At 70.2% G+C, this 19064-nt stretch carries 18 protein-coding genes and 1 pseudogene; 12 read left to right on the plus strand and 7 right to left on the minus strand.

All coding sequences use genetic code 11. From position 1 onward, the window contains the following. Positions 1-2: 2 nt before the first annotated feature. Positions 3-635: an AIM24 family protein gene (locus ACH47Z_RS13480; protein ID WP_399073415.1), complete on the minus strand. Its 633-nt coding sequence runs from the start codon at positions 633-635 to the stop codon at positions 3-5. Positions 636-796: 161 nt separating this feature from the next. Here ACH47Z_RS13480 and ACH47Z_RS13485 point away from each other — a divergent pair, with 161 nt between their 5' ends. From ACH47Z_RS13485 to ACH47Z_RS13495, 3 genes are all read left to right on the plus strand, one after another. Continuing rightward, complete coding sequence (locus tag ACH47Z_RS13485; protein ID WP_399073365.1) at positions 797-1141, plus strand: DUF3817 domain-containing protein; 345 nt, start codon at positions 797-799, stop codon at positions 1139-1141. Further along, positions 1138-1434, plus strand: coding sequence for an MTH1187 family thiamine-binding protein (locus ACH47Z_RS13490; RefSeq protein WP_225099559.1), 297 nt, complete (start codon positions 1138-1140; stop codon positions 1432-1434). Before ACH47Z_RS13485 ends, ACH47Z_RS13490 begins: the two co-directional genes overlap by 4 nt. Positions 1435-1532: 98 nt before the next feature. After that, entirely contained in the window at positions 1533-1940 is a 408-nt protein-coding gene (locus ACH47Z_RS13495) for a hypothetical protein (protein WP_399073366.1), read from the plus strand. On the opposite strand, the gene ACH47Z_RS13500 is transcribed toward ACH47Z_RS13495, so the two are convergent. After that, positions 1886-2866 (minus strand): DUF5937 family protein, encoded by a 981-nt coding sequence (locus ACH47Z_RS13500; protein ID WP_399073367.1) that lies wholly within the window; start codon positions 2864-2866, stop codon positions 1886-1888. The two genes, ACH47Z_RS13495 and ACH47Z_RS13500, sit on opposite strands and share 55 nt — an antisense overlap. A gap of 72 nt (positions 2867-2938) precedes the next feature. Here ACH47Z_RS13500 and ACH47Z_RS13505 point away from each other — a divergent pair, with 72 nt between their 5' ends. The 4 genes from ACH47Z_RS13505 to ACH47Z_RS13520 all read left to right on the plus strand — a co-directional run bounded on the left by ACH47Z_RS13505 (position 2939) and on the right by ACH47Z_RS13520 (position 6929). Continuing rightward, positions 2939-4174 (plus strand): MFS transporter, encoded by a 1236-nt coding sequence (locus tag ACH47Z_RS13505; RefSeq protein ID WP_399073368.1) that lies wholly within the window; start codon positions 2939-2941, stop codon positions 4172-4174. A 77-nt stretch (positions 4175-4251) separates the two neighbouring features. Further along, the gene (locus ACH47Z_RS13510; protein WP_399073369.1) at positions 4252-4761 is read left to right on the plus strand and encodes a MarR family winged helix-turn-helix transcriptional regulator; all 510 of its coding nucleotides are present in this window, start codon (positions 4252-4254) and stop codon (positions 4759-4761) included. 43 nt (positions 4762-4804) lie between these two features. Continuing rightward, positions 4805-5143 carry a DUF3817 domain-containing protein gene (locus tag ACH47Z_RS13515; protein WP_399073370.1) on the plus strand — a complete coding sequence of 113 codons (339 nt, stop codon included), beginning with the start codon at positions 4805-4807 and terminating at the stop codon, positions 5141-5143. Positions 5144-5228: 85 nt separating this feature from the next. Next, positions 5229-6929, plus strand: coding sequence for a methylmalonyl-CoA mutase (locus tag ACH47Z_RS13520; protein WP_399073371.1), 1701 nt, complete (start codon positions 5229-5231; stop codon positions 6927-6929). 6 nt (positions 6930-6935) lie between these two features. Here ACH47Z_RS13520 and ACH47Z_RS13525 read toward each other — a convergent pair whose 3' ends face one another. After that, positions 6936-7553 (minus strand): TetR/AcrR family transcriptional regulator, encoded by a 618-nt coding sequence (locus ACH47Z_RS13525; RefSeq protein WP_399073372.1) that lies wholly within the window; start codon positions 7551-7553, stop codon positions 6936-6938. A 220-nt stretch (positions 7554-7773) separates the two neighbouring features. On the opposite strand from ACH47Z_RS13525, the gene ACH47Z_RS13530 reads away from it, so the two are divergent. The 4 genes from ACH47Z_RS13530 to ACH47Z_RS13545 all read left to right on the plus strand — a co-directional run bounded on the left by ACH47Z_RS13530 (position 7774) and on the right by ACH47Z_RS13545 (position 12084). Then, positions 7774-8742 (plus strand): tetratricopeptide repeat protein, encoded by a 969-nt coding sequence (locus tag ACH47Z_RS13530; protein WP_399073373.1) that lies wholly within the window; start codon positions 7774-7776, stop codon positions 8740-8742. A 621-nt stretch (positions 8743-9363) separates the two neighbouring features. Further along, entirely contained in the window at positions 9364-10026 is a 663-nt protein-coding gene (locus ACH47Z_RS13535) for a DUF6230 family protein (RefSeq protein WP_399073374.1), read from the plus strand. Between the two features lie 119 nt (positions 10027-10145). Continuing rightward, positions 10146-10709, plus strand: coding sequence for a DUF6114 domain-containing protein (locus tag ACH47Z_RS13540; RefSeq protein ID WP_399073375.1), 564 nt, complete (start codon positions 10146-10148; stop codon positions 10707-10709). Next, positions 10699-12084 carry a hypothetical protein gene (locus ACH47Z_RS13545; protein ID WP_399073376.1) on the plus strand — a complete coding sequence of 462 codons (1386 nt, stop codon included), beginning with the start codon at positions 10699-10701 and terminating at the stop codon, positions 12082-12084. The genes ACH47Z_RS13540 and ACH47Z_RS13545 overlap by 11 nt, the downstream gene beginning before the upstream one ends. Before the next feature lie 239 nt (positions 12085-12323). On the opposite strand, the gene pyk is transcribed toward ACH47Z_RS13545, so the two are convergent. The 3 genes from pyk to pta all read right to left on the minus strand — a co-directional run bounded on the left by pyk (position 12324) and on the right by pta (position 17155). Continuing rightward, positions 12324-13751 carry a pyruvate kinase gene (pyk, locus tag ACH47Z_RS13550; protein ID WP_399073377.1) on the minus strand — a complete coding sequence of 476 codons (1428 nt, stop codon included), beginning with the start codon at positions 13749-13751 and terminating at the stop codon, positions 12324-12326. Positions 13752-13835: 84 nt separating this feature from the next. Beyond that, the gene (locus tag ACH47Z_RS13555) at positions 13836-15056 is read right to left on the minus strand and encodes an acetate kinase (protein ID WP_399073378.1); all 1221 of its coding nucleotides are present in this window, start codon (positions 15054-15056) and stop codon (positions 13836-13838) included. 23 nt (positions 15057-15079) lie between these two features. After that, positions 15080-17155, minus strand: coding sequence for a phosphate acetyltransferase (gene pta / locus ACH47Z_RS13560; protein WP_399073379.1), 2076 nt, complete (start codon positions 17153-17155; stop codon positions 15080-15082). A 203-nt stretch (positions 17156-17358) separates the two neighbouring features. On the opposite strand from pta, the gene ACH47Z_RS13565 reads away from it, so the two are divergent. After that, the gene (locus ACH47Z_RS13565; protein WP_399073380.1) at positions 17359-18384 is read left to right on the plus strand and encodes an ATP-dependent 6-phosphofructokinase; all 1026 of its coding nucleotides are present in this window, start codon (positions 17359-17361) and stop codon (positions 18382-18384) included. 10 nt (positions 18385-18394) lie between these two features. Here the strand turns inward: ACH47Z_RS13565 and ACH47Z_RS13570 are convergent. Further along, positions 18395-19017 (minus strand): annotated as a pseudogene (locus ACH47Z_RS13570) (helix-turn-helix domain-containing protein). Positions 19018-19064 lie beyond the last annotated feature (47 nt).

Consider the following 19064-nt stretch of genomic DNA (forward strand, 5'->3'; position numbering starts at 1 on the left):
CTCTACAGATCCCCCGCGATCGTGTTCCGCTCGCTCGGCTGCACATAGACCAGTCCGTCGCCCTCGAACCGGATCTGGAAGGCCTCGCCGCCGCCCTCCCCGAGGAACGTGCGGAACGTCACACCGGACTGGAAGGACTGCCGGACATTGCCCTGATGGGCGATGTAGGCACCCGGGTCCACGATCAGCGGGTACTGCGGGCTCACGCGCAGCACCACCGCCGGCCCGTCGGACAGGAGCGCCGCCTGCCCGTGCCCCTCGACGGTCGTCGTGAACAGCCCGTTGCCCTGCGAGGCACCGCGCAGCCCGGTGAAGGTCGTGCCCGTTCTGAGCCCGGCGTCCGTCGCGAGCAGATTGCTCGACTCGACGTAGAGCTTGTCCCCCTGGAGGCTCACGAGGTTGATCTCCGAGGCGCGGTCCGCGAACCAGCAGGTCCCATGCCCCTTCACCTCCATCACCGTCATCTGTTCGCCGGTGAGTCTGCGGGTCACCATCCCCCGCAGCCCCTCACCGCCCCCCGTCAGTTTCTTGAACGCCATCTGCCCGTCGTACGCGACCATCGAGCCGTTCTTCGCCTTCACGGCGTCCCCGGTCATGTCGACGGCGAGCACCTTGCTGCCTTGAAGTCGGAACATCGCCACGCAAGCGAAAGTAGCGGCGGCGCGGGTGGACGGAACAGGGCCCGTGGGTGGACACCGACCCTGAGCGGACCCCTAGGGCGGCCGTTTGCCACAATGGCGGGACGTTTGTGCTTGCGTTCACAAACCGTGGACGTCTCTCCCCCCGAAGGTGACCTGTGGACATCAAGACCGCCACCGCCCTCCGCCGCCTCCGCCTGGTCTCGGCCCCGGAAGCCGTGTCCTTCCTGATCCTGCTCGTCTGCTCGGTGCTGAAGCGGACCACGGACTTCAACGCGGTCCCCGTCATGGGCGCGATCCACGGGGTCCTGTTCGTCCTCTACGTGATCTTCTGGGCGGACGCCTGGAACCGCACCAAGTGGCCGCTGAAGACCGCCGCCCTGTACTTCGTCCTGTCCGTGCTGCCCACCGGCGGCTTCTTCGCCGAGCGCAAGCTGAAGCGTGCCGCCGAGGACGAGGTCATCGCCGCCCGCGCCCGCAAGGAAGGGGTCGTGAGCGCATGATCGTCGCCTTCTCCGTGACGCCCCTCGGCGTCGGCGAGGACGTCGGGGAGTACGTCGCCGACGCCGTCCGCGTGGTCCGCGAGTCGGGGCTGCCCAACCGCACCGACGCCATGTTCACCTCCATCGAGGGCGAGTCGTGGGACGAGGTCATGGACGTCGTCAAGCGTGCCGTCGCCGCCGTCGAGGAGCGCGCCCCGCGCGTGTCGCTCGTCCTCAAGGCCGACATCCGCCCCGGCGTGACCGACGGCCTCACCTCCAAGGTGGAGACGGTCGAACGGCACCTCGCCGGCTAGCCGACCCCTCGTTTTGAGCGGTCGCCCCTAGCGTGTACGTTCCCCTGTCGATGCTTTGATCGATCATTTCAGAGCACGTTCTGACCTGGGGGAACACCATGAGTCTCGGCACAGGGAGACACACCCGCGCCGCCCTGCCGCTCCTGCGGCCGCTGACCGGCTGGGCGGCCGCCTGGTCCCTCGACCGGCAGCGGCTGTGGCGGGAGCGGGGCATCACTCCTGAGCGCGCCCTGGCCCACTGGGTCGCGGAGCTGGTGGTCCGTGCGGTGATCCTCACGGTGTGTGTGACCGGGCTGGGGCAGGAGTCGCTGCTCCGGCTGTTCGGGCCGTTCGCGGACACCGTGGCCTATCTGTGTCCGCTGGTGATGGTGGTCGCCATCTCCCTCGCCCTTTTCAAGGCGCCGCTCGCGGGAACGCCCGCCGCACGGCGGTGTGCGCGGGTGGACGACGTTCAGACCCCGGCGGCCAGTGCCACCCCCAACGGCGTCCTCTCGTACAGCACCTGATGGCCGTACCGCCGTGACATGAGCAGGCCCGCGTCCCGCAGGATCGTCAGATGGGACGACACCGACGACGGCGCCAGGCCCAGGCGGTGGGCCAGAGCCGACGTGGTCGCCGGTTCGGCCAGCGCGCTCAGGATCTCGGCTCTGTTGCGGCCCAGGAGCCGTACCAGGGACTCGGTCGTACGCTCGCCCGGGTCCGTCCACAGGCCCGCCAGACCCCGCGCCGGGTACACCAGGGTCGGCTGCCACGGGGGCTCGAAGCCGGTGATCACGTCCGGCCAGGAGAACACGCTCGGCATCAGGACCAGGCCCTGACCGGCGAGGTCGCGGGCGTACTCCAAGTGCAGGGCCAGTGTCAGTGTGCGGCCGTCCCAGGACAGTCTCGGGTCCAGCTCCGGCAGCAGCGTGCCCAGGCCCACCTCGGCCAGCCGGCGTGAGTGGAAGGCCACGTCCGCCTCCAGCAGGGCCCGCAGCCGGAGCCAGTCCGGCTCGATCAGCACCTGCCAGGCCTCCTCCATGGCGTCCGCCAGCTCCGCGATCATCCGCGCCGGATCCGCCAGCCAGGCCCGCCCGTGCGGCGACTGGAGCGCGCCCGGCGTGCAGGCCAGCGAGAGCGCGGTGTCCTCGCGGGCCGCCTCCGGGTCCGACGCCCGTACCGCCGCGATCTCCTCCTCGAACGTCGCCGCCGGACCGAGCGGCGGCGGCCCCAGCCAGTCCGGCGAGTGCCCCCGGCGGGGCATCAGCAGCCAGAGCCGGCCCAGGTCCAGTCCGGCCGCCGCCTCGCGGATCCGGCGCAGCCAGGGCGCGTGATAGCCGTGCCGGTCCGTGCGCTTCAGGGTGCGTACGGCCTCCTGCGTCTCCCAGATCGGCGAGATCGCGAACCGGCAGCGCAGGAAGTCCTCGTCGCCGAAATGCAGAACTGACGGCACCCCTACCCCCTCGAACATTCGGCTGGAGGCGAAACCCTATGTCCTCCCGCCCGCCCCAGGCACGCTCCCCGCATGTCCGCACCACCGCAGACGGCCCCGGCGCCCGCCGGTTACGGCCGTGTCTTCGCCGTGCCCGAGTTCCGGGCCGTCTTCGCCGCCCACCTGCTGTCCATGCTCGGCGTCATCGTCAGCGAGATCGCGCTGTCCGTCCTCGTCTACGACCTCACCCGCTCACCTCTGCTCAGCGCGCTCACCTTCGCCCTGGGCTTCCTGCCGTACGCCGTCGGCGGCACCCTGTTCGCCCCCGTCGCCGACCGCTTCCCCGCCCGGCGGGTACTGGTCGTCTGCGATCTGGTGTGCGCGGGCTGCGTGGCCCTGATGACCGTCCCCGGCACCGGAATCGGCGTGCTGCTCGCGCTGCGCTGCGCGCTCGCCGTCGTCTCCCCGGTGTTCGCCGGCACCCGCATGGCCACCCTCGCCGACGTCCTCGGCGACGGCGACCTGTTCGTGCTCGGCCGCTCCCTGCTGCGCATCGTTGCCCAGAGCGCCCTGCTCGTCGGCTACGGCCTCGGCGGGCTCCTCCTCACGGTCGTCGCCCCACGCCATGCCCTCCTCATCACCGTCTGCACCTTCCTCGCCTCCGCCGCCCTGCTCCGCTGCGGCACCAGGCACCGCCCCGCCCGCACCCGGCACGGCGACGGTGAGACCCCGCCGGGGTTGCGCCGGCTGCTCGCCGACCGGCGGATCCGCGTGCTGCTCCTGCTGCTCTGGATCCCGGCCGCCTTCTCCGTCGTGCCCGAGGCGCTGGCCGCGCCGTACGCCGACGTGCTCGGCAGCGGGTCCGCCGGGCTCGGCCTGCTGATGTGCGCGCTGCCCGTCGGCACGGTGGCCGGCGAGCTGTTCGCCGGGGCACGGCTGAAGCCGCCGGTCCGCGAACGCGTGGCGCTCCCGCTCGTCTGCCTCACCCTCCTTCCCTACCTCGGCTTCGCCCTGCGCCCCGGGCTCCTCGCGTCCCTGCTGCTCCTGCTGGTGTCCGGGGCGGGGTCGGCGTACACCCTGGGCCTGGACCAGTGGTTCGTGCGGGCCGTGCCCGAGGAGCTGCGCGGGCGGGCCATGACCGTGCTCAGCGCCGGGCTGATGACCGTCCAGGGCGTGGGCATGGCGCTGGCCGGGGTGGCGGCTCAGGCGGTGGGAGTGCGCACGGCCGTCGCCGGGGCCGGGGTGGCGGGGGTGCTGTGCTGCTGCGCGCTGGCCGTCGCCGCCCGGGCGACCGAGGGGCAGGAGGTGGCCGGCGGAGACGGGAGGTGACCGACGGAGAAACGGGAGGCGACCGATAGCCGAGACGGGGCTGCCCGGAATATGACCGGCCGGTAGGGTCTGATGACGTGCCCAAGCCTCTCAGCCTCCCCTTCGACCCCATCGCCCGTGCCGACGAGCTCTGGAAGCAGCGCTGGGGAAACGTGCCGTCCATGGCCGCGATCACCTCGATCATGCGGGCCCAGCAGATCCTGCTGGCCGAGGTGGACGCGGTGGTCAAGCCGTACGAACTGACGTTCGCGCGCTACGAGGCCCTGGTGCTGCTCACCTTCTCCAAGGCCGGTGAACTGCCGATGTCCAAGATCGGTGAGCGGCTCATGGTGCATCCCACGTCCGTGACGAACACCGTGGACCGGCTGGTGAAGTCCGGTCTGGTGGCCCGGCGGCCCAATCCCAACGACGGGCGAGGCACGCTCGCCGTCATCACCGACAAGGGGCGCGAGGTGGTCGACGCGGCCACCCGCGACCTGATGGCCATGGACTTCGGGCTCGGGGTGTACGACGCGGAGGAGTGCAAGGAGATCTTCGCGATGTTCCGCCCGCTGCGGATCGCGGCACACGATTTCGACGAGGGCTGACCCCGGCCAAGATCTCCCGGAACGGGTGGTTACGCTCGACTCCATGAAGAAGAGCGTGCTGACCCGCTACCGCGTCATGGCCTACACCACCGGTATCCTCCTGGTGCTCCTCTGTCTGAGCATGATCGCGAAGTACGGGCTGGACATCAGCGGTGCCGCCGACGTCACCCGGGTCGTCGCCATCGCCCACGGCTGGCTGTACGTCGTCTACCTCGTCGTCGCCTTCGACCTGGGCTCCAAGGCCAAGATGCCGGTCGGCCGGCAGCTGTGGGTGCTGCTCGCGGGCACCATTCCCACGGCCGCGTTCTTCGTCGAGCGCAGGATCAGCCGCGAGCTGGCGGCCAAGGTCGGCGACCCGGCCCCGGTCGCCGCGAAGGCCTGAGGCGCCGGGCGGCTCCACCGCCGTACGAGTGCGTACGGCGGTCCGCCATCGACATTTACTAGGACGTCCAAGTAAATTTGACGGTATGGACGCTCACGCCATCGAGGAGGGCCGCCGCCGCTGGCAGGCCCGCTACGACGCGGCCCGTAAGCGGGACGCTGACTTCACCACGCTCTCCGGTGATCCCGTGGAGCCGGTCTACGGACCCCGGCCGGGGGACACGTACGAGGGATTCGAGCGGATCGGCTGGCCCGGGGAGTACCCCTTCACACGCGGGCTCCATCCGACAGGCTACCGCGGCCGTACCTGGACGATCCGGCAGTTCGCCGGGTTCGGCAACGCCGAGCAGACCAACGAGCGGTACAAGATGATCCTCGGCAACGGCGGCGGCGGGCTCTCCGTCGCCTTCGACATGCCGACGCTCATGGGCCGCGACTCCGACGACCCGCGCTCGCTCGGCGAGGTCGGGCACTGCGGGGTCGCCATCGACTCCGCCGCCGACATGGAGGTCCTGTTCAAGGACATCCCGCTCGGCGACGTCACCACCTCCATGACCATCAGCGGGCCCGCCGTACCCGTCTTCTGCATGTACCTGGTCGCCGCCGAGCGTCAGGGCGTGGACCCGTCGGTCCTCAACGGCACGCTCCAGACCGACATCTTCAAGGAGTACATCGCGCAGAAGGAGTGGCTCTTCCAGCCCGAGCCCCATCTGCGCCTGATCGGCGACCTCATGGAGTACTGCGCGGCCGGCATCCCCGCCTACAAGCCGCTGTCCGTCTCCGGCTACCACATCCGTGAGGCGGGCTCGACGGCCGCGCAGGAGCTGGCGTACACGCTCGCGGACGGGTTCGGGTACGTGGAGCTGGGGCTCTCGCGCGGCCTGGACGTGGACGTGTTCGCGCCCGGCCTCTCCTTCTTCTTCGACGCGCACGTCGACTTCTTCGAGGAGATCGCCAAGTTCCGTGCCGCGCGCCGCATCTGGGCCCGCTGGATGCGGGATGTCTACGGCGCCCGGTCCGACAAGGCGCAGTGGCTGCGCTTCCACACGCAGACCGCCGGTGTCTCGCTGACCGCACAGCAGCCGTACAACAACGTGGTGCGTACGGCCGTGGAGGCGCTGGCCGCCGTGCTCGGCGGGACCAACTCGCTGCACACCAACGCCCTGGACGAGACCCTCGCGCTGCCGAGCGAGCAGGCGGCGGAGATCGCGCTGCGCACCCAGCAGGTGCTGATGGAGGAGACCGGGGTCGCGGGCGTGGCGGATCCGCTGGGCGGTTCGTGGTACGTCGAGCAGCTCACCGACCGGATCGAGGCGGACGCCGAGAAGATCTTCGACCAGATCAAGGAGCGGGGCCTCAGGGCTCACCCGGACGGGCGGCACCCGATCGGGCCGATCACCTCCGGCATCCTGCGCGGCATCGAGGACGGCTGGTTCACCGGCGAGATCGCCGAGTCCGCCTTCCGCTACCAGCAGTCCCTGGAGAAGGGCGACAAGAGGGTCGTGGGCGTCAACGTCCACACCGGGTCGGTGACCGGGGACCTGGAGATCCTGCGGGTCAGCCATGAGGTGGAGCGGGAGCAGGTACGCATCCTGCGCGAGCGGAAGGGGGCGCGGGACGAGGCCGCGGTGCGCTCCGCGCTGGACGCCATGCTGGGAGCGGCCCGGTCGGGCGGCAACATGATCGAGCCGATGCTGGACGCCGTACGCGCCGAGGCGACGCTGGGCGAGATCTGCGGGGTGCTGCGGGACGAGTGGGGGGTGTACACGGAGCCTGCCGGGTTCTGAGCGAGGTCAGGCGGACGAGGCCAGGCCACTCAGCAGCACGCGGGTGAAGCTGCGTACCCACTCCTCGTCCGCCGCCTTGCCGCTCACCAGGGTGCGGTGCACCACCGCGCCCGCCACCACGTCGAAGATGAGGTCCACCGTGCGGGCGGCCTCTCGCGGATCGGGTTCCGGCGGGAGTTCGCCCCGTTTCTGTGCCCGCGCGCGGCCCTGGAGGACCAGCCGCATCTGGCGCTGCACGATGGAGTGGCGGATGCGTTCGCGCAGGGCGTCGTCGCGGGTGGCCTCGGCGACCACCGCCATCAGGCCGCTCTTGGCCTCCGGACGGGCGAGGATCGCCGCGAACTGCAGGACGACGCCCTCGATGTCGGCGGCCAGGCTGCCGCGGTCGGGCAGTTCCAGCTCGTCGAAGAGTTCCGCCACCGCATCGACCACGAGTTCGTTCTTGCCGGCCCAGCGGCGGTAGAGGGTCGTCTTCGCAACCCCGGCCCTGGTCGCCACGTCGCCCAGGGTGAGCTTGGACCAGCCCAGCTCCACCAGCGCCTCCCGGGTCGCGGCCAGGATCGCGGCGTCCGCCTCGGCGCTGCGCGGGCGTCCGGTACGGCTGGCGGGGGTGCGGCTCTGCATCCCCCGACCATAACGGGCGGGTCCTGTGGTGTCGTGAGGGAGATCACCGGGGTGTGGTGTCGCGGGGACCCCGCATGGCATTACGCTACGGGTCGTAGCGAAAGCTCGGAGACTGCTCGTGACGGACGTACACGGGCGCGAAACGAGGCGTGGGGTGGGGACCCGGCGCCCCGGCGCACGACTTTTTCATTCCGGCGCGGTGACGGGGGAGGATAGACGCATGCAGCCACGGAACATGTCCATGAGCGGCGTCGTCGACCTCGCCGCGGTGAAGGCGGCCCAGGAGGCCAAGGCCAAGGCCGAGCAGACGCGCGCCGAGGCCGCCCGCCAGGGCGGCACGGGGGCGGTCGCCCCGGGCGATCTCGTCATCGACGTCGATGAGGCGGGCTTCGAGAGGGATGTCCTCCAGCGCTCCGCCGAGGTGCCGGTCGTCATCGACTTCTGGGCCGAGTGGTGTCAGCCCTGCAAGCAGCTCAGCCCGGTGCTGGAGCGCCTGGCCGTCGAGTACAACGGGCGCTTCCTCCTCGCCAAGATCGATGTCGACGCCAACCAGATGCTGATGCAGCAGTTCGGGGTGCAGGGCATCCCGGCGGTGTTCGCCGTCGTCGCCGGGCAGGCGCTGCCGCTGTTCCAGGGCGCGGCCGCCGAGCAGCAGATCCGGCAGACCCTGGACCAGCTGGTGCAGGTCGCCGAGCAGCGGTTCGGGCTGACCGGCCTGACCGTCGACCCGGACGCCGAGCCGGGCCAGGCGCCCGCGCAGGAGCAGGCGGGGCCGTACGACGCGGCGCTGAACGCCGCCGCCGACGCCCTGGACGCCGGTGACCTGGCCGGTGCCGTCCAGGCGTACAAGAACGTGCTGGCCGACGACCCCGCCCATCCCGAGGCCAAACTCGGTCTGGCGCAGGCCGAGTTGCTCCAGCGGGTGCAGGGCTTCGATGCGCAGAAGGTGCGTCAGGACGCCGCCGACGGGCCGGCCGACGCCGACGCGCAGATCGCCGCGGCCGACCTGGACCTGGTGGGCGGGCATGTCGAGGACGCCTTCGGGCGGCTGATCGACACCGTGCGGCGCACGGCCGGTGACGACCGGGACAGGGTGCGGCTGCGGCTGCTGGAGCTGTTCGAGGTCGTGGGTCCCGACGACCCGCGCGTGGTCGGGGCGCGCAGGGCGCTGGCGCGGGCGCTGTTCTGACCAGTCACTAAACGCCACGGCTTGTGATGCCGGGGTGAAAGATTTGCCGACGAGGCGTCAGGGCAACCGCGCTTTACCAAATCTTGGTCATCGCGGTTGCTGTTACTCCGAGTAAATCAGGGCCGTTGATCTGTCTGGTTTCGTCCACGGATCAACGGCTTTGCTCTGCCCACGGTTGCGACCGTGTGTTGCGCTCCGAGATCGGTCGGTCGTCCTCCGGTTATCCGGCCGTTACTACCCAGTAACGAAGCCCCTTGTGCCCGGCGCGAGAATGCACCACGATCGGCCACGCTCGGTCCATTCCCGTACCCCGACAGCCGGTCGGGTCAAGGGAGACTCTGGGTCCCCACCGAGCAGAGCCGGCGGCAGTGGCGCCGGCTCTTGGGCAGGGGGGTCTTCGCCGGCCGGCGAAGCCTGTCCGGAAAGGTTGTGCGTGATGCGTGTCAGGCGCGACCAGTGGTTGTCGCTCGGGGGTGATCGCCGGTGATTCGGGCGCGGTTCGCGCCTCCGAGCGCGGGCGCTCCCCTTCCGAGGACGTAGCACTTCTCCCATCCCTGCCCGGCCGAGCCGTCCATCACGGCGCTTCCGGGCCAGGAGATGTACGTCCGAGAAGGAGGAAATATGGAGTCCCAGGTGCGTGGCGGGACCAGATGGAAGCGGTTCGCTGTGGTCATGGTGCCCAGCGTCGCCGCGACGGCCGCGATAGGTGTCGCCCTCGCGCAGGGCGCTCTCGCTGCCTCGTTCAGCGTTTCGGGTCAGCAGTTCAAGGTGACTGCCGACAGCCTCCACGGCGAGGGTTTCGCACAGTACGGAGCGATCGACAGCGGCTACACGCTCGACGGGAAGAAGACGGCCCACCCGGTCGCCGTCTCGTCGTTCCAAGACGCCACGATCACCAACATGTGCCAGTCCGTGGTCACCCCGGACGTGCCGTTCTTCGGTTCGGTCACGCTCCGGCTGGAGGCCGGTGGTCCCGGGCACGACAAGGTCCAGGCCCACAACCTCTACATCGACGTCGACGACCTGAACGCCGACGCGACGTTCAACAACATCGACATCGGTGTGGCCGCGGGTGACACCGCCAAGGCCAAGGGCGGCAAGGGCCCGGGCATGAAGGGCGGGGGCGAGCAGGCCAACCCGTACGGCTTCGCCCAGCAGGCGGACTCTGCGGACCTGACCAACGTTCAGCAGACGGCGTGGGCCACCACCGCCGGCACGTTCAAGCTCAGCGGTCTGCACATGTCGCTGCACACGGGCTCGGGCAAGGGAATCGAGTGCTACTAGGCACTCGGTGACGGGCGGGGGAGCCGACGGCGCCCCCGCCCGTTCCCTCATCGGCCGCGCGTCTTCACGCGCGGCACACATCACCACCACAGCAACGCCGCACCAGGGAGCTGTTTTCCATGAGCGCCGAGACTCCTGCCGCCGCATCCGGCCAGTTCACCCGCCGGAGGCTGCAGTTCCGCGCCTGGCGGGGCGCCCGTCCGTTCTGGGCCGGGCTGTTCGTCGTGCTCGGCGGCTTTCTCATCCTGTACTTCCCGTACGCACACCTGCAGCTGGGCCACCTCACGATGACGATGGGGACACCCGGCGGCTCCAGTTCCCTGATCATCGGTGTGCTGCTCATCGTGCTCGGCATCACCCTCTGGTTCCAGCAGCACATCCGGGTCTTCGCGGGCGTCGCGTCGATTCTGCTGGCGCTGGTGTCCATTCCGATGTCCAACATCGGGGGCTTCATCGTCGGCTTCCTGCTCTCGATGATCGGCGGGGCCATGGCCATCGCCTGGGCGCCGGGCAAGCAGCAGGAGCCGCAGCCGCCGGCCACGGCCGTGCCGGGCGAGGGCGGTGCTCCCGAGGCCGTGCAGCCCAGGCTGCCGCACCAGGGCACGGATCCGGTGAGTGAGTCGAACGACCTGTCAGGAACGAGCCCGGCCAACGGGGCGAACGGGAGGCACAGTGCCGGCTGACGAGGTGACCCGCGGGACCGATGTGGACGGGTCCCGCGCGAGAACCGGGCCCCGCCACGCGGCACCCAGAAAGCCGCTGTTCACCAGGTTCCACATGCCGGCCGGCAAGGCGATAGCCTCCGTGGCGATGCCGACCGCGGTGCTGATGGGCATGGGCTTCACGTCCACGCTGGCGCTCGCCGCCGGCAACGGCAGCAGCCCGTCCCCGTCGACCACGTCGAAGAGCCTGACGGCCGACGAGTACAAGAACTGCGTCAAGCAGGTCGACGGCAAGGACAGCTCGGCCTCGCCGTCGCCGTCCGCCTCGCCGAGCGCGTCCGACTCGGCCATGCCGTCGCCGTCGGCGAGCAAGGGCACCACGTCCAAGGACTCCGGCTCGTCCTCTTCGTCGGATTCAGGTTCCGGCGACAAGGCGACCCCGAAGCCGACCGCGACCTCGGGGTCCTCCGGCTCCGGGTCCTCCGGCTCGGGTTCGGGATCCGGTGCCTCGGGTTCGGGTTCCTCGGGTTCGGGCAGTGGCACGGCCTCGCCGTCGCCGTCACCGTCCGCGTCCAAGACCAGTGGCGGCGGGCTGCTGGACACCATCGGCAACACGCTCGGCGGCATCCTCGGCGTCGGCAGCTCGGACTCCGGCAGCTCGACGGCGAGCCCGACGCCGTCCGCGTCCCCGTCGGCGAGCGAGTCGTCGAAGCCGGACGCGTCGTCTTCCAGCTCCTCCGGCTCGAAGGCCACCGACACGGTCAAGGACACCGTCTCCACGGTCGGCAAGACGGTCGGGGACACGGTGAAGAACACCACCGGCACGGTGTCCAAGACGGTCGACGACACGGCCAAGGCGGCGAAGGACGCGACCGCGTCGGCCACCCCGAGCCCGTCCGCGAGTTCCAGCACCGCGGCGGAGAACTGCCCGGCGGCCACCACCGACCAGAGCGGCGTCGACAACAAGCTGCCGGTGGCGGACGACCCCTGGTACCTCAACGCCAGCTCGCTGCTGCTCAAGGGCGCCGACTACCAGGGCATCGTGGAGGTGAAGACGGCCGGCGGCACCACGAAGAAGGTGCTGAAGTACGTCATCTCCGGCGGCACGGACATCGGGGACCTGCACCAGCTGGTGAACGACAAGCTGTCCGGCAAGACCTACCACGTGCAGGCGTCCAAGGGGTCGACGTCCACCATCACGGGCGGCTCCACGACGATGTACACGGAGAGCATCTCGGGCAACCTGTTCGGACTGATCCCCGTGACGTTCAGCCCCTCCAGCCCGCCCCCGCTGAACATCCCGCTGATCTACTTCACCAACGTGAAGGTGGTCCAGGCCGCCCAGTTCGGCGGCAACCTGCACGTGCCCGGCATGCACGTGTACACGACCGGCTGACCGGTCTCACAAACCCGTTCGGGAGCCGCAAGACAGGGGCCCCGCCGAGGACACGGCGGGGCCCCTGGCCTTTTGGTGGAATCCACGTCCGCCGGGCCTCCGAGACGGAGTTCGCGGTGCTGAAGGAGCGCCATGACCTCGCTGCGGAGGACGCCGCATACACCTGGACGAAACACCGAGGGCGCCCCCTTGTTCCCGGGGGGCGCCCTCAGCGTCGTACAACCGCCTTACGGCGACGTTCAGTTGGACTGGGCGCTCAGGTGGTGGACGCGGAGCATGTTGGTGGTGCCGGGGACGCCGGGGGGTGAGCCGGCGGTGATGATGACCGTGTCGCCCGCGTCGAAGCGGCCCAGCTTGGCGACCTCCTGGTCCACCAGGTCGACCATCTCGTCGGTGGTGTTGACGAACGGCACGACGTGGGACTCCACGCCCCAGCTGAGGGTGAGCTGGTTGCGGGTGGCCTCGTCCGTGGTGAAGGCGATGATCGGCTGGATGGCGCGGTAGCGGGACAGACGGCGGGCGGTGTCGCCGGACTGGGTGAAGGCGATCAGGCCCTTGCCACCGAGGAAGTCCGCGATCTCACAGGCGGCGCGGGCCACCGAACCGCCCTGCGTGCGCGGCTTCTTGCCGGGGACCAGGGGCTGCAGGCCCTTCGACAGCAGCTCCTCCTCGGCCGCCTTGACGATCTTCGACATCGTCTTGACCGTCTCGACCGGGTAGGCGCCGACCGACGACTCGGCCGACAGCATGACCGCGTCCGCGCCGTCCAGGATCGCGTTGGCCACGTCGGAGGCCTCGGCGCGGGTCGGGCGGGAGTTGGTGATCATCGACTCCATCATCTGGGTCGCCACGATCACCGGCTTGGCGTTGCGCCGGCACAGCTCGATCAGGCGCTTCTGCACCATGGGGACCTTCTCGAGCGGGTACTCGACGGCGAGGTCACCGCGGGCCACCATCACGGCGTCGAACGCCGCGACGACGTCCGCCATGTTCTCCACCGCCTGCGGCTTCTCCACCTTGGCGATGACCGGGACCCGGCGGCCCTCCTCGTCCATGACGCGGTGCACGTCGTGGATGTCCTTGGCGTCCCGGACGAAGGACAGCGCGACCATGTCGCAGCCCATGCGGAGAGCGAAGCGCAGGTCCTCGACGTCCTTCTCGCTCAGCGCGGGCACGTTGACGGCCGCGCCGGGCAGGTTGATGCCCTTGTGGTCGGAGATGACACCGCCCTCGATGACGATCGTCTTCACCCGGGGGCCCTCGACGTCCACGACCTTCAGCTCGACGTTGCCGTCGTTGATCAGGACCTGGTCGCCGCGCGAGACGTCGCCCGGCAGGCCCTTGTACGTCGTACCGCAGATGTGCTTGTCGCCCGGGACGTCCTCGGTCGTGATGACGAACTCGTCACCGCGCTCGAGCTCGACCGGACCCTCGGCGAAGGTCTCCAGGCGGATCTTCGGGCCCTGCAGGTCGGCGAGGACGCCGATGGCCCGGCCGGTCTCCTTGGCGGCGGCCCGGACGCGGTCGTACCGCGCCTGGTGCTCGGCGTGGGTGCCGTGGCTGAAGTTGAACCGGGCCACATTCATGCCCGCCTCGATCATGGCGACGAGCATCTCGTGGGAGTCGACCGCGGGGCCGAGAGTACAGACGATTTTCGAACGGCGCATGGGGCGATCCTATCGGTTTGTTTCGCTACGGAATATTCCGTCTGGCGGAAGATACAAATGAGTGCCACACCGCTCAGGTGCTATTCAGTTGTTCTTTCCGACCAGTGCGTAGGTCTGGGTCGCGATCTCCAGTTCTTCATCCGTCGGTACCACCGCGACCGCGACACGCGCATCCTTCGGAGAGATCAGCCTGGCCCCGTCCGCTCGCACCCCGTTCAGCTCCGGGTCGACCGCGAGGCCCAGCCCCTCGAGGCCCGCGATCGCGGCCTCGCGCACCGGCGCCGCGTTCTCCCCGACACCGGCCGTGAACGCGACCGCGTCCACCGAGCCCAGTACGGCGTAATAAGCGCCGATGTACTTCCTGAGCCGGTGAATGTAAATGTCGAAGGCGAGCGCCGCCTCTTCGTCACCCTCGTCGATCCGGCGGCGGATCTCCCGCATGTCGTTGTCCCCGCACAGGCCGAACAGACCGCTCCTCTTGTTGAGAAGAGTGTCGATCTCGTCCATGGACATTCCGCCAACGCGCGTCAAATGGAAGATGACGGCCGGATCCAGATCACCGGACCGCGTGCCCATCACGAGCCCCTCGAGCGGCGTCAGCCCCATGGAGGTGTCCACGCAGCGGCCCTTCTCCACCGCCGAGGCCGAGGCGCCGTTGCCCAGGTGCAGCACGATCACGTTCACCTCGGACGGGTCCTTGCCCAGCAGCCGCGCGGCCTCCCGGGAAACGTACGCGTGCGAGGTGCCGTGGAAGCCGTAGCGGCGGATCCGGTGCCGGTCGGCGATCTTCGGGTCGATCGCGTAACGCGCCGCGGACTCCGGCATCGTCGTGTGGAACGCGGTGTCGAACACGGCGACCTGGGGCAGGTCCGGGCGCAGCGCCCGCGCGGTGCGGATACCGGTGAGGTTGGCCGGGTTGTGCAGCGGGGCGACCGGGATCAGCCGCTCGATCTCGGCGATCACCTCGTCGTCGATGACGGTCGGCTCGGTGAAGAACATCCCGCCGTGCACCACCCGGTGCCCGATGGCGGCCAGCTCCGGCGAGTCCAGGCCCAGGCCGTCCCGGCCCAGCTCCACGGCGACCGCCTTGAGCGCGGCGTCGTGGTCGGCGATGGGCCCTGTGTGCTCACGGGTCTCGCCGGTGGTGAGGCAGGTGTGCTTGAGCCGGGAGGTCTGCTCGCCGATGCGCTCCACCAGGCCGGCGGCCAGCCGGCTGGCGTCGCTCATGTCGAGCAGCTGGTACTTCACCGACGAGGAGCCGGAGTTGAGGACGAGGACGCGGCTCGCCGCGAGATTTTCAGCCACGGTGATTCGGTTGCTCTCTGTGGTCAGTTGGCGGGCGTCTGGGCCTGGATCGCCGTGATGGCGACGGTGTTGACGATGTCCTGGACGAGCGCGCCCCGGGACAGGTCGTTGACCGGCTTGCGCAGACCCTGCAGGACCGGTCCGACGGCGATCGCGCCGGCCGAGCGCTGCACGGCCTTGTACGTGTTGTTGCCTGTGTTGAGGTCCGGGAAGATCAGAACCGTCGCCTGCCCGGCCACATCGGACTCCGGCAGCTTGGTCGCCGCGACCGACGGCTCGACGGCCGCGTCGTACTGGATCGGCCCCTCGATCTTCAGGTCGGGCCGCCGCGAGCGCGCCAGCTCGGTCGCCTCGCGCACCTTGTCGACGTCGGCGCCCGAGCCCGACGTACCGGTGGAGTACGACAGCATGGCGATCCGCGGCTCCACGCCGAACTGCGCGGCCGTACCCGCCGACTGGACGGCGATGTCCGCGAGCGCCTGCGCGTTCGGGTCCGGGTTGACCGCGCAGTCGCCGTAAACCAGCACCTTGTCGGCCAGGCACATGAAGAAGACGGACGAGACGATCGACGACTCGGGCTTGGTCTTGATGATCTCGAAGGCGGGCCGGATGGTGGCGGCCGTGGAGTGCACGGAGCCGGAGACCATGCCGTCGGCCAGGCCCTCCTGGACCATCAGGGTGCCGAAGTAGTTCACGTCCGACACGACGTCGTAGGCCAGCTCGACGGTGACGCCCTTGTGGGCCCGCAGCTGGGCGTACTTCTCGGCGAAGGCGTCGCGCAGCTCGCTGGTGGCCGGGTCGATCAGCTGGGTGTCGCCGAGGTCGATGCCCAGGTCGGCGGCCTTCTTGCGGATCTGGTCCGCGGGGCCGAGCAGGGTCAGGTCGCACACGCCCCGGCGCAGCAGCACCTCGGCCGCGTGCAGCACCCGCTCCTCGGTGCCCTCGGGGAGTACGACCCTTCGCCTGTCGGAGCGGGCCTGCTCCAGCAGCTTGTGCTCGAACATCATCGGGGTGACCCGGTCGCTGCTGGGGGCGCTCACGCGCGCGGCCAGCTCGGCGGTGTCGGCGTGCCGCTCGAACAGGCCGAGCGCGGTCTCCGCCTTGCGCGGGGTGGCCGCGTTCAGCTTGCCCTCCAGCGAGAACAGCTGCTCGGCGGTGGGGAAGCTGTTGCCGCTGACCGAGAGCACCGGGGTGCCCGGGGCGAGGCGGGCGGCGAGGGTGAGGATCTCGTCGCGCGGGACCTCGTTCAGGGTGAGCAGCACACCGGCTATCGGCGGGGTGCCGGCGCTGTGCGCGGCCAGCGAGCCGATGACCAGGTCGGCGCGGTCGCCCGGGGTGACGACCAGGCAGCCGGGGGTCAGGGCGCCGAGCAGGTTCGGCAGCATCGCACCGCCGAAGACGAAGTCCAGCGCGTCCCGGGCGAGCCCGGAGTCGTCGCCCAGCAGCACCTTGGCGTCGAGGGCGTGGGCGATCTGGGAGACGGTCGGCGCGGACAGCGCGGGCTCGTCGGGGACGACGTAGCAGGGCACCGGCAGCCGGCTCGCGAGCCGCTCGGCGATCTTGTCGCGGTCCTCGCGGGCCACCCGGTTGGTGACCATGGCGAGCACGTCGCAGCCGAGCCCGTCGTAGGCGCGGTAGGCGTTCCGCGTCTCCGCCAGCACGGACTCGGCCGTCTGCTTGCGGCCGCCGACCACCGGGATCACGGAGGCGCCGAACTCGTTGGCGAGGCGGGCGTTCAGCGACAGCTCGTCGGGCAGCTGGGTGTCGGCGAAGTCGGTGCCGAGGACGAGGACGACGTCGTAGTCCCGGGCCACCAGGTGGAAGCGGTCGACGAGGGCGGAGACCAGCTCGTCGGTGCCCTGCTCGGCCTGGAGCGCGGACGCCTCGTGGTAGTCCATGCCGTAGACCGTCGCCGGGTCCTGGGACAGCCGGTAGCGCGAGCGCAGCAGCTCGAACATCCGGTCGGGTCGGTCGTGCACGAGCGGACGGAAGACCCCCACCCGGTCGACCTGCCGGGTCAGGAGCTCCATGACTCCCAGCTCCACGACCTGGCGGCCGTCACCGCGGTCGATCCCGGTCACGTACACGCTGCGCGTCACGCGTCCACTCCGTTCCTCTTGTTCCTCATGCGTCGTATGTCGCCTCGGCGGCATAAAAATCGCCCACCAAGGTGAGCAGAACCCTCTTGACAATACCCCTGGTGCCGGATAAGGCGCCCGTCAAGTGGCTCAATGCCCCGGCGGACGTGGAACAATCGGCACTGGCTCACCGGTAACCGACAGCGAGCAGGAGACACAGCACGATGCGCATCGGAGTTCTCACCGCAGGCGGCGACTGCCCCGGCCTGAACGCCGTGATCCGGTCGGTCGTGCACCGCGCGGTGGCGCAGTACGGCGACGAGGTCATCGGCTTCGAGGACGGCTACCGCGGCCTGCTCGACCGCCACTACCGCACCCTCGACCTGGACGCCGTCAGCGGCATCCTGGCCCGCGGCGGCACGATCCTCGGCTCCTCCCGGCTCGAGCGCGACCGGCTGCGCGAGGCCTGCGAGGGCGCCGCCGACATGGTCGAGGAGTTCGGCATCGACGCGCTGATCCCGATCGGCGGCGAGGGCACGCTCACCGCGGCCCGCATGCTCTCCGACGCCGGCCTCCCGGTCGTGGGCGTCCCCAAGACCATCGACAACGACATCTCCTCCACCGACCGCACCTTCGGCTTCGACACCGCCGTCGGCGTGGCCACGGAGGCCATGGACCGCCTGAAGACCACGGCCGAGTCCCACCAGCGCGTGATGGTCGTCGAGGTCATGGGCCGGCACGCCGGCTGGATCGCCCTGGAGTCCGGCATGGCCGCCGGCGCCCACGGCATCTGCCTGCCCGAGCGCCCCTTCGACCCCGCCGACCTGATCAAGATGGTCGAGGAGCGCTTCGCCCGCGGCAAGAAGTTCGCCGTCATCTGCGTCGCCGAGGGCGCCCACCCCGCCGACGGCACCATGGACTACGGCAAGGGCGAGATCGACCAGTACGGCCACGAGCGCTTCCAGGGCATCGGCACCGCCCTCGCCTACGAGCTGGAGCGGCGCCTCGGCAAGGAGGCCAAGCCAGTCATCCTCGGCCACGTCCAGCGTGGCGGTGTGCCGACGGCGTACGACAGGGTGTTGGCCACCCGCTTCGGCTGGCACGCGGTGGAGGCCGCGCACCGGGGCGAGTTCGGCAGGATGACCGCGCTGCGCGGCACCGACATCGTGATGGTGCCGCTCGCGGAGGCGGTCACCGAGCTGAAGACGGTCCCGAAGGACCGGATGGACGAGGCCGAGTCGGTCTTCTGACCGGCCCTGTTCAGCCGGTCCGGCTCTCCACGGCCGCCCAGAAGTTCTCGACGATCCCGTCGAGGAACTCCTTGCCGGACTCGCTCGCGCCGCTGCTGCCGCCACCCCAGCTGAGGGTGGCGGCCATGTGGCCCTGGTAGTCCTGGTGCAGCGCCTGGAGCACCTTCTCCAGTACGCCCTTGTCCAGGGGGCCAGCTTCTGTACGGGCCGCACATAGGCCTGCCAGCGGGTGGTCACCGCGCTGCGCAGCAGGTCGGCGAGTTTCGCCGCGCGTCCGGTGACGGCCACGAAGTCGGGCAGGTTCAGGCCGAGCACGTCGGCGAGGGCGGCCGACTGGCGCTCGTTGCCCCGCCACTGCCCGCTCTCCTCCATCCGCAGATACGCGGGCAGATCTGTTCCGACGGCCCGGGCCACGTCCTCCGGCGCGACCCCGCGCGCGATGCGATGCTCCCGCAGGGTCTGGGGCCGGCCGATCAGTTCCCCCGGCGAGCACCACAACACCCCCGCGAGAGCGGTGAGTTCGGGACTGGTCGGGGAGGCCATGCCGCGCTCCCAGGCGATGACGAGGTCGGGTGTGAGGTACGGCAGGCCGTACGAGACCCGCATGCCGTAGGCGACATGTTCGGGACCCATACCGAGACCTGCGCGCAGTCGGCGGGCGGCTGCGGCGTTGAACGGAG

It is taken from the genome of Streptomyces sp. NPDC020192, from assembly GCF_044388685.1.
Taxonomy (GTDB): domain Bacteria; phylum Actinomycetota; class Actinomycetes; order Streptomycetales; family Streptomycetaceae; genus Streptomyces.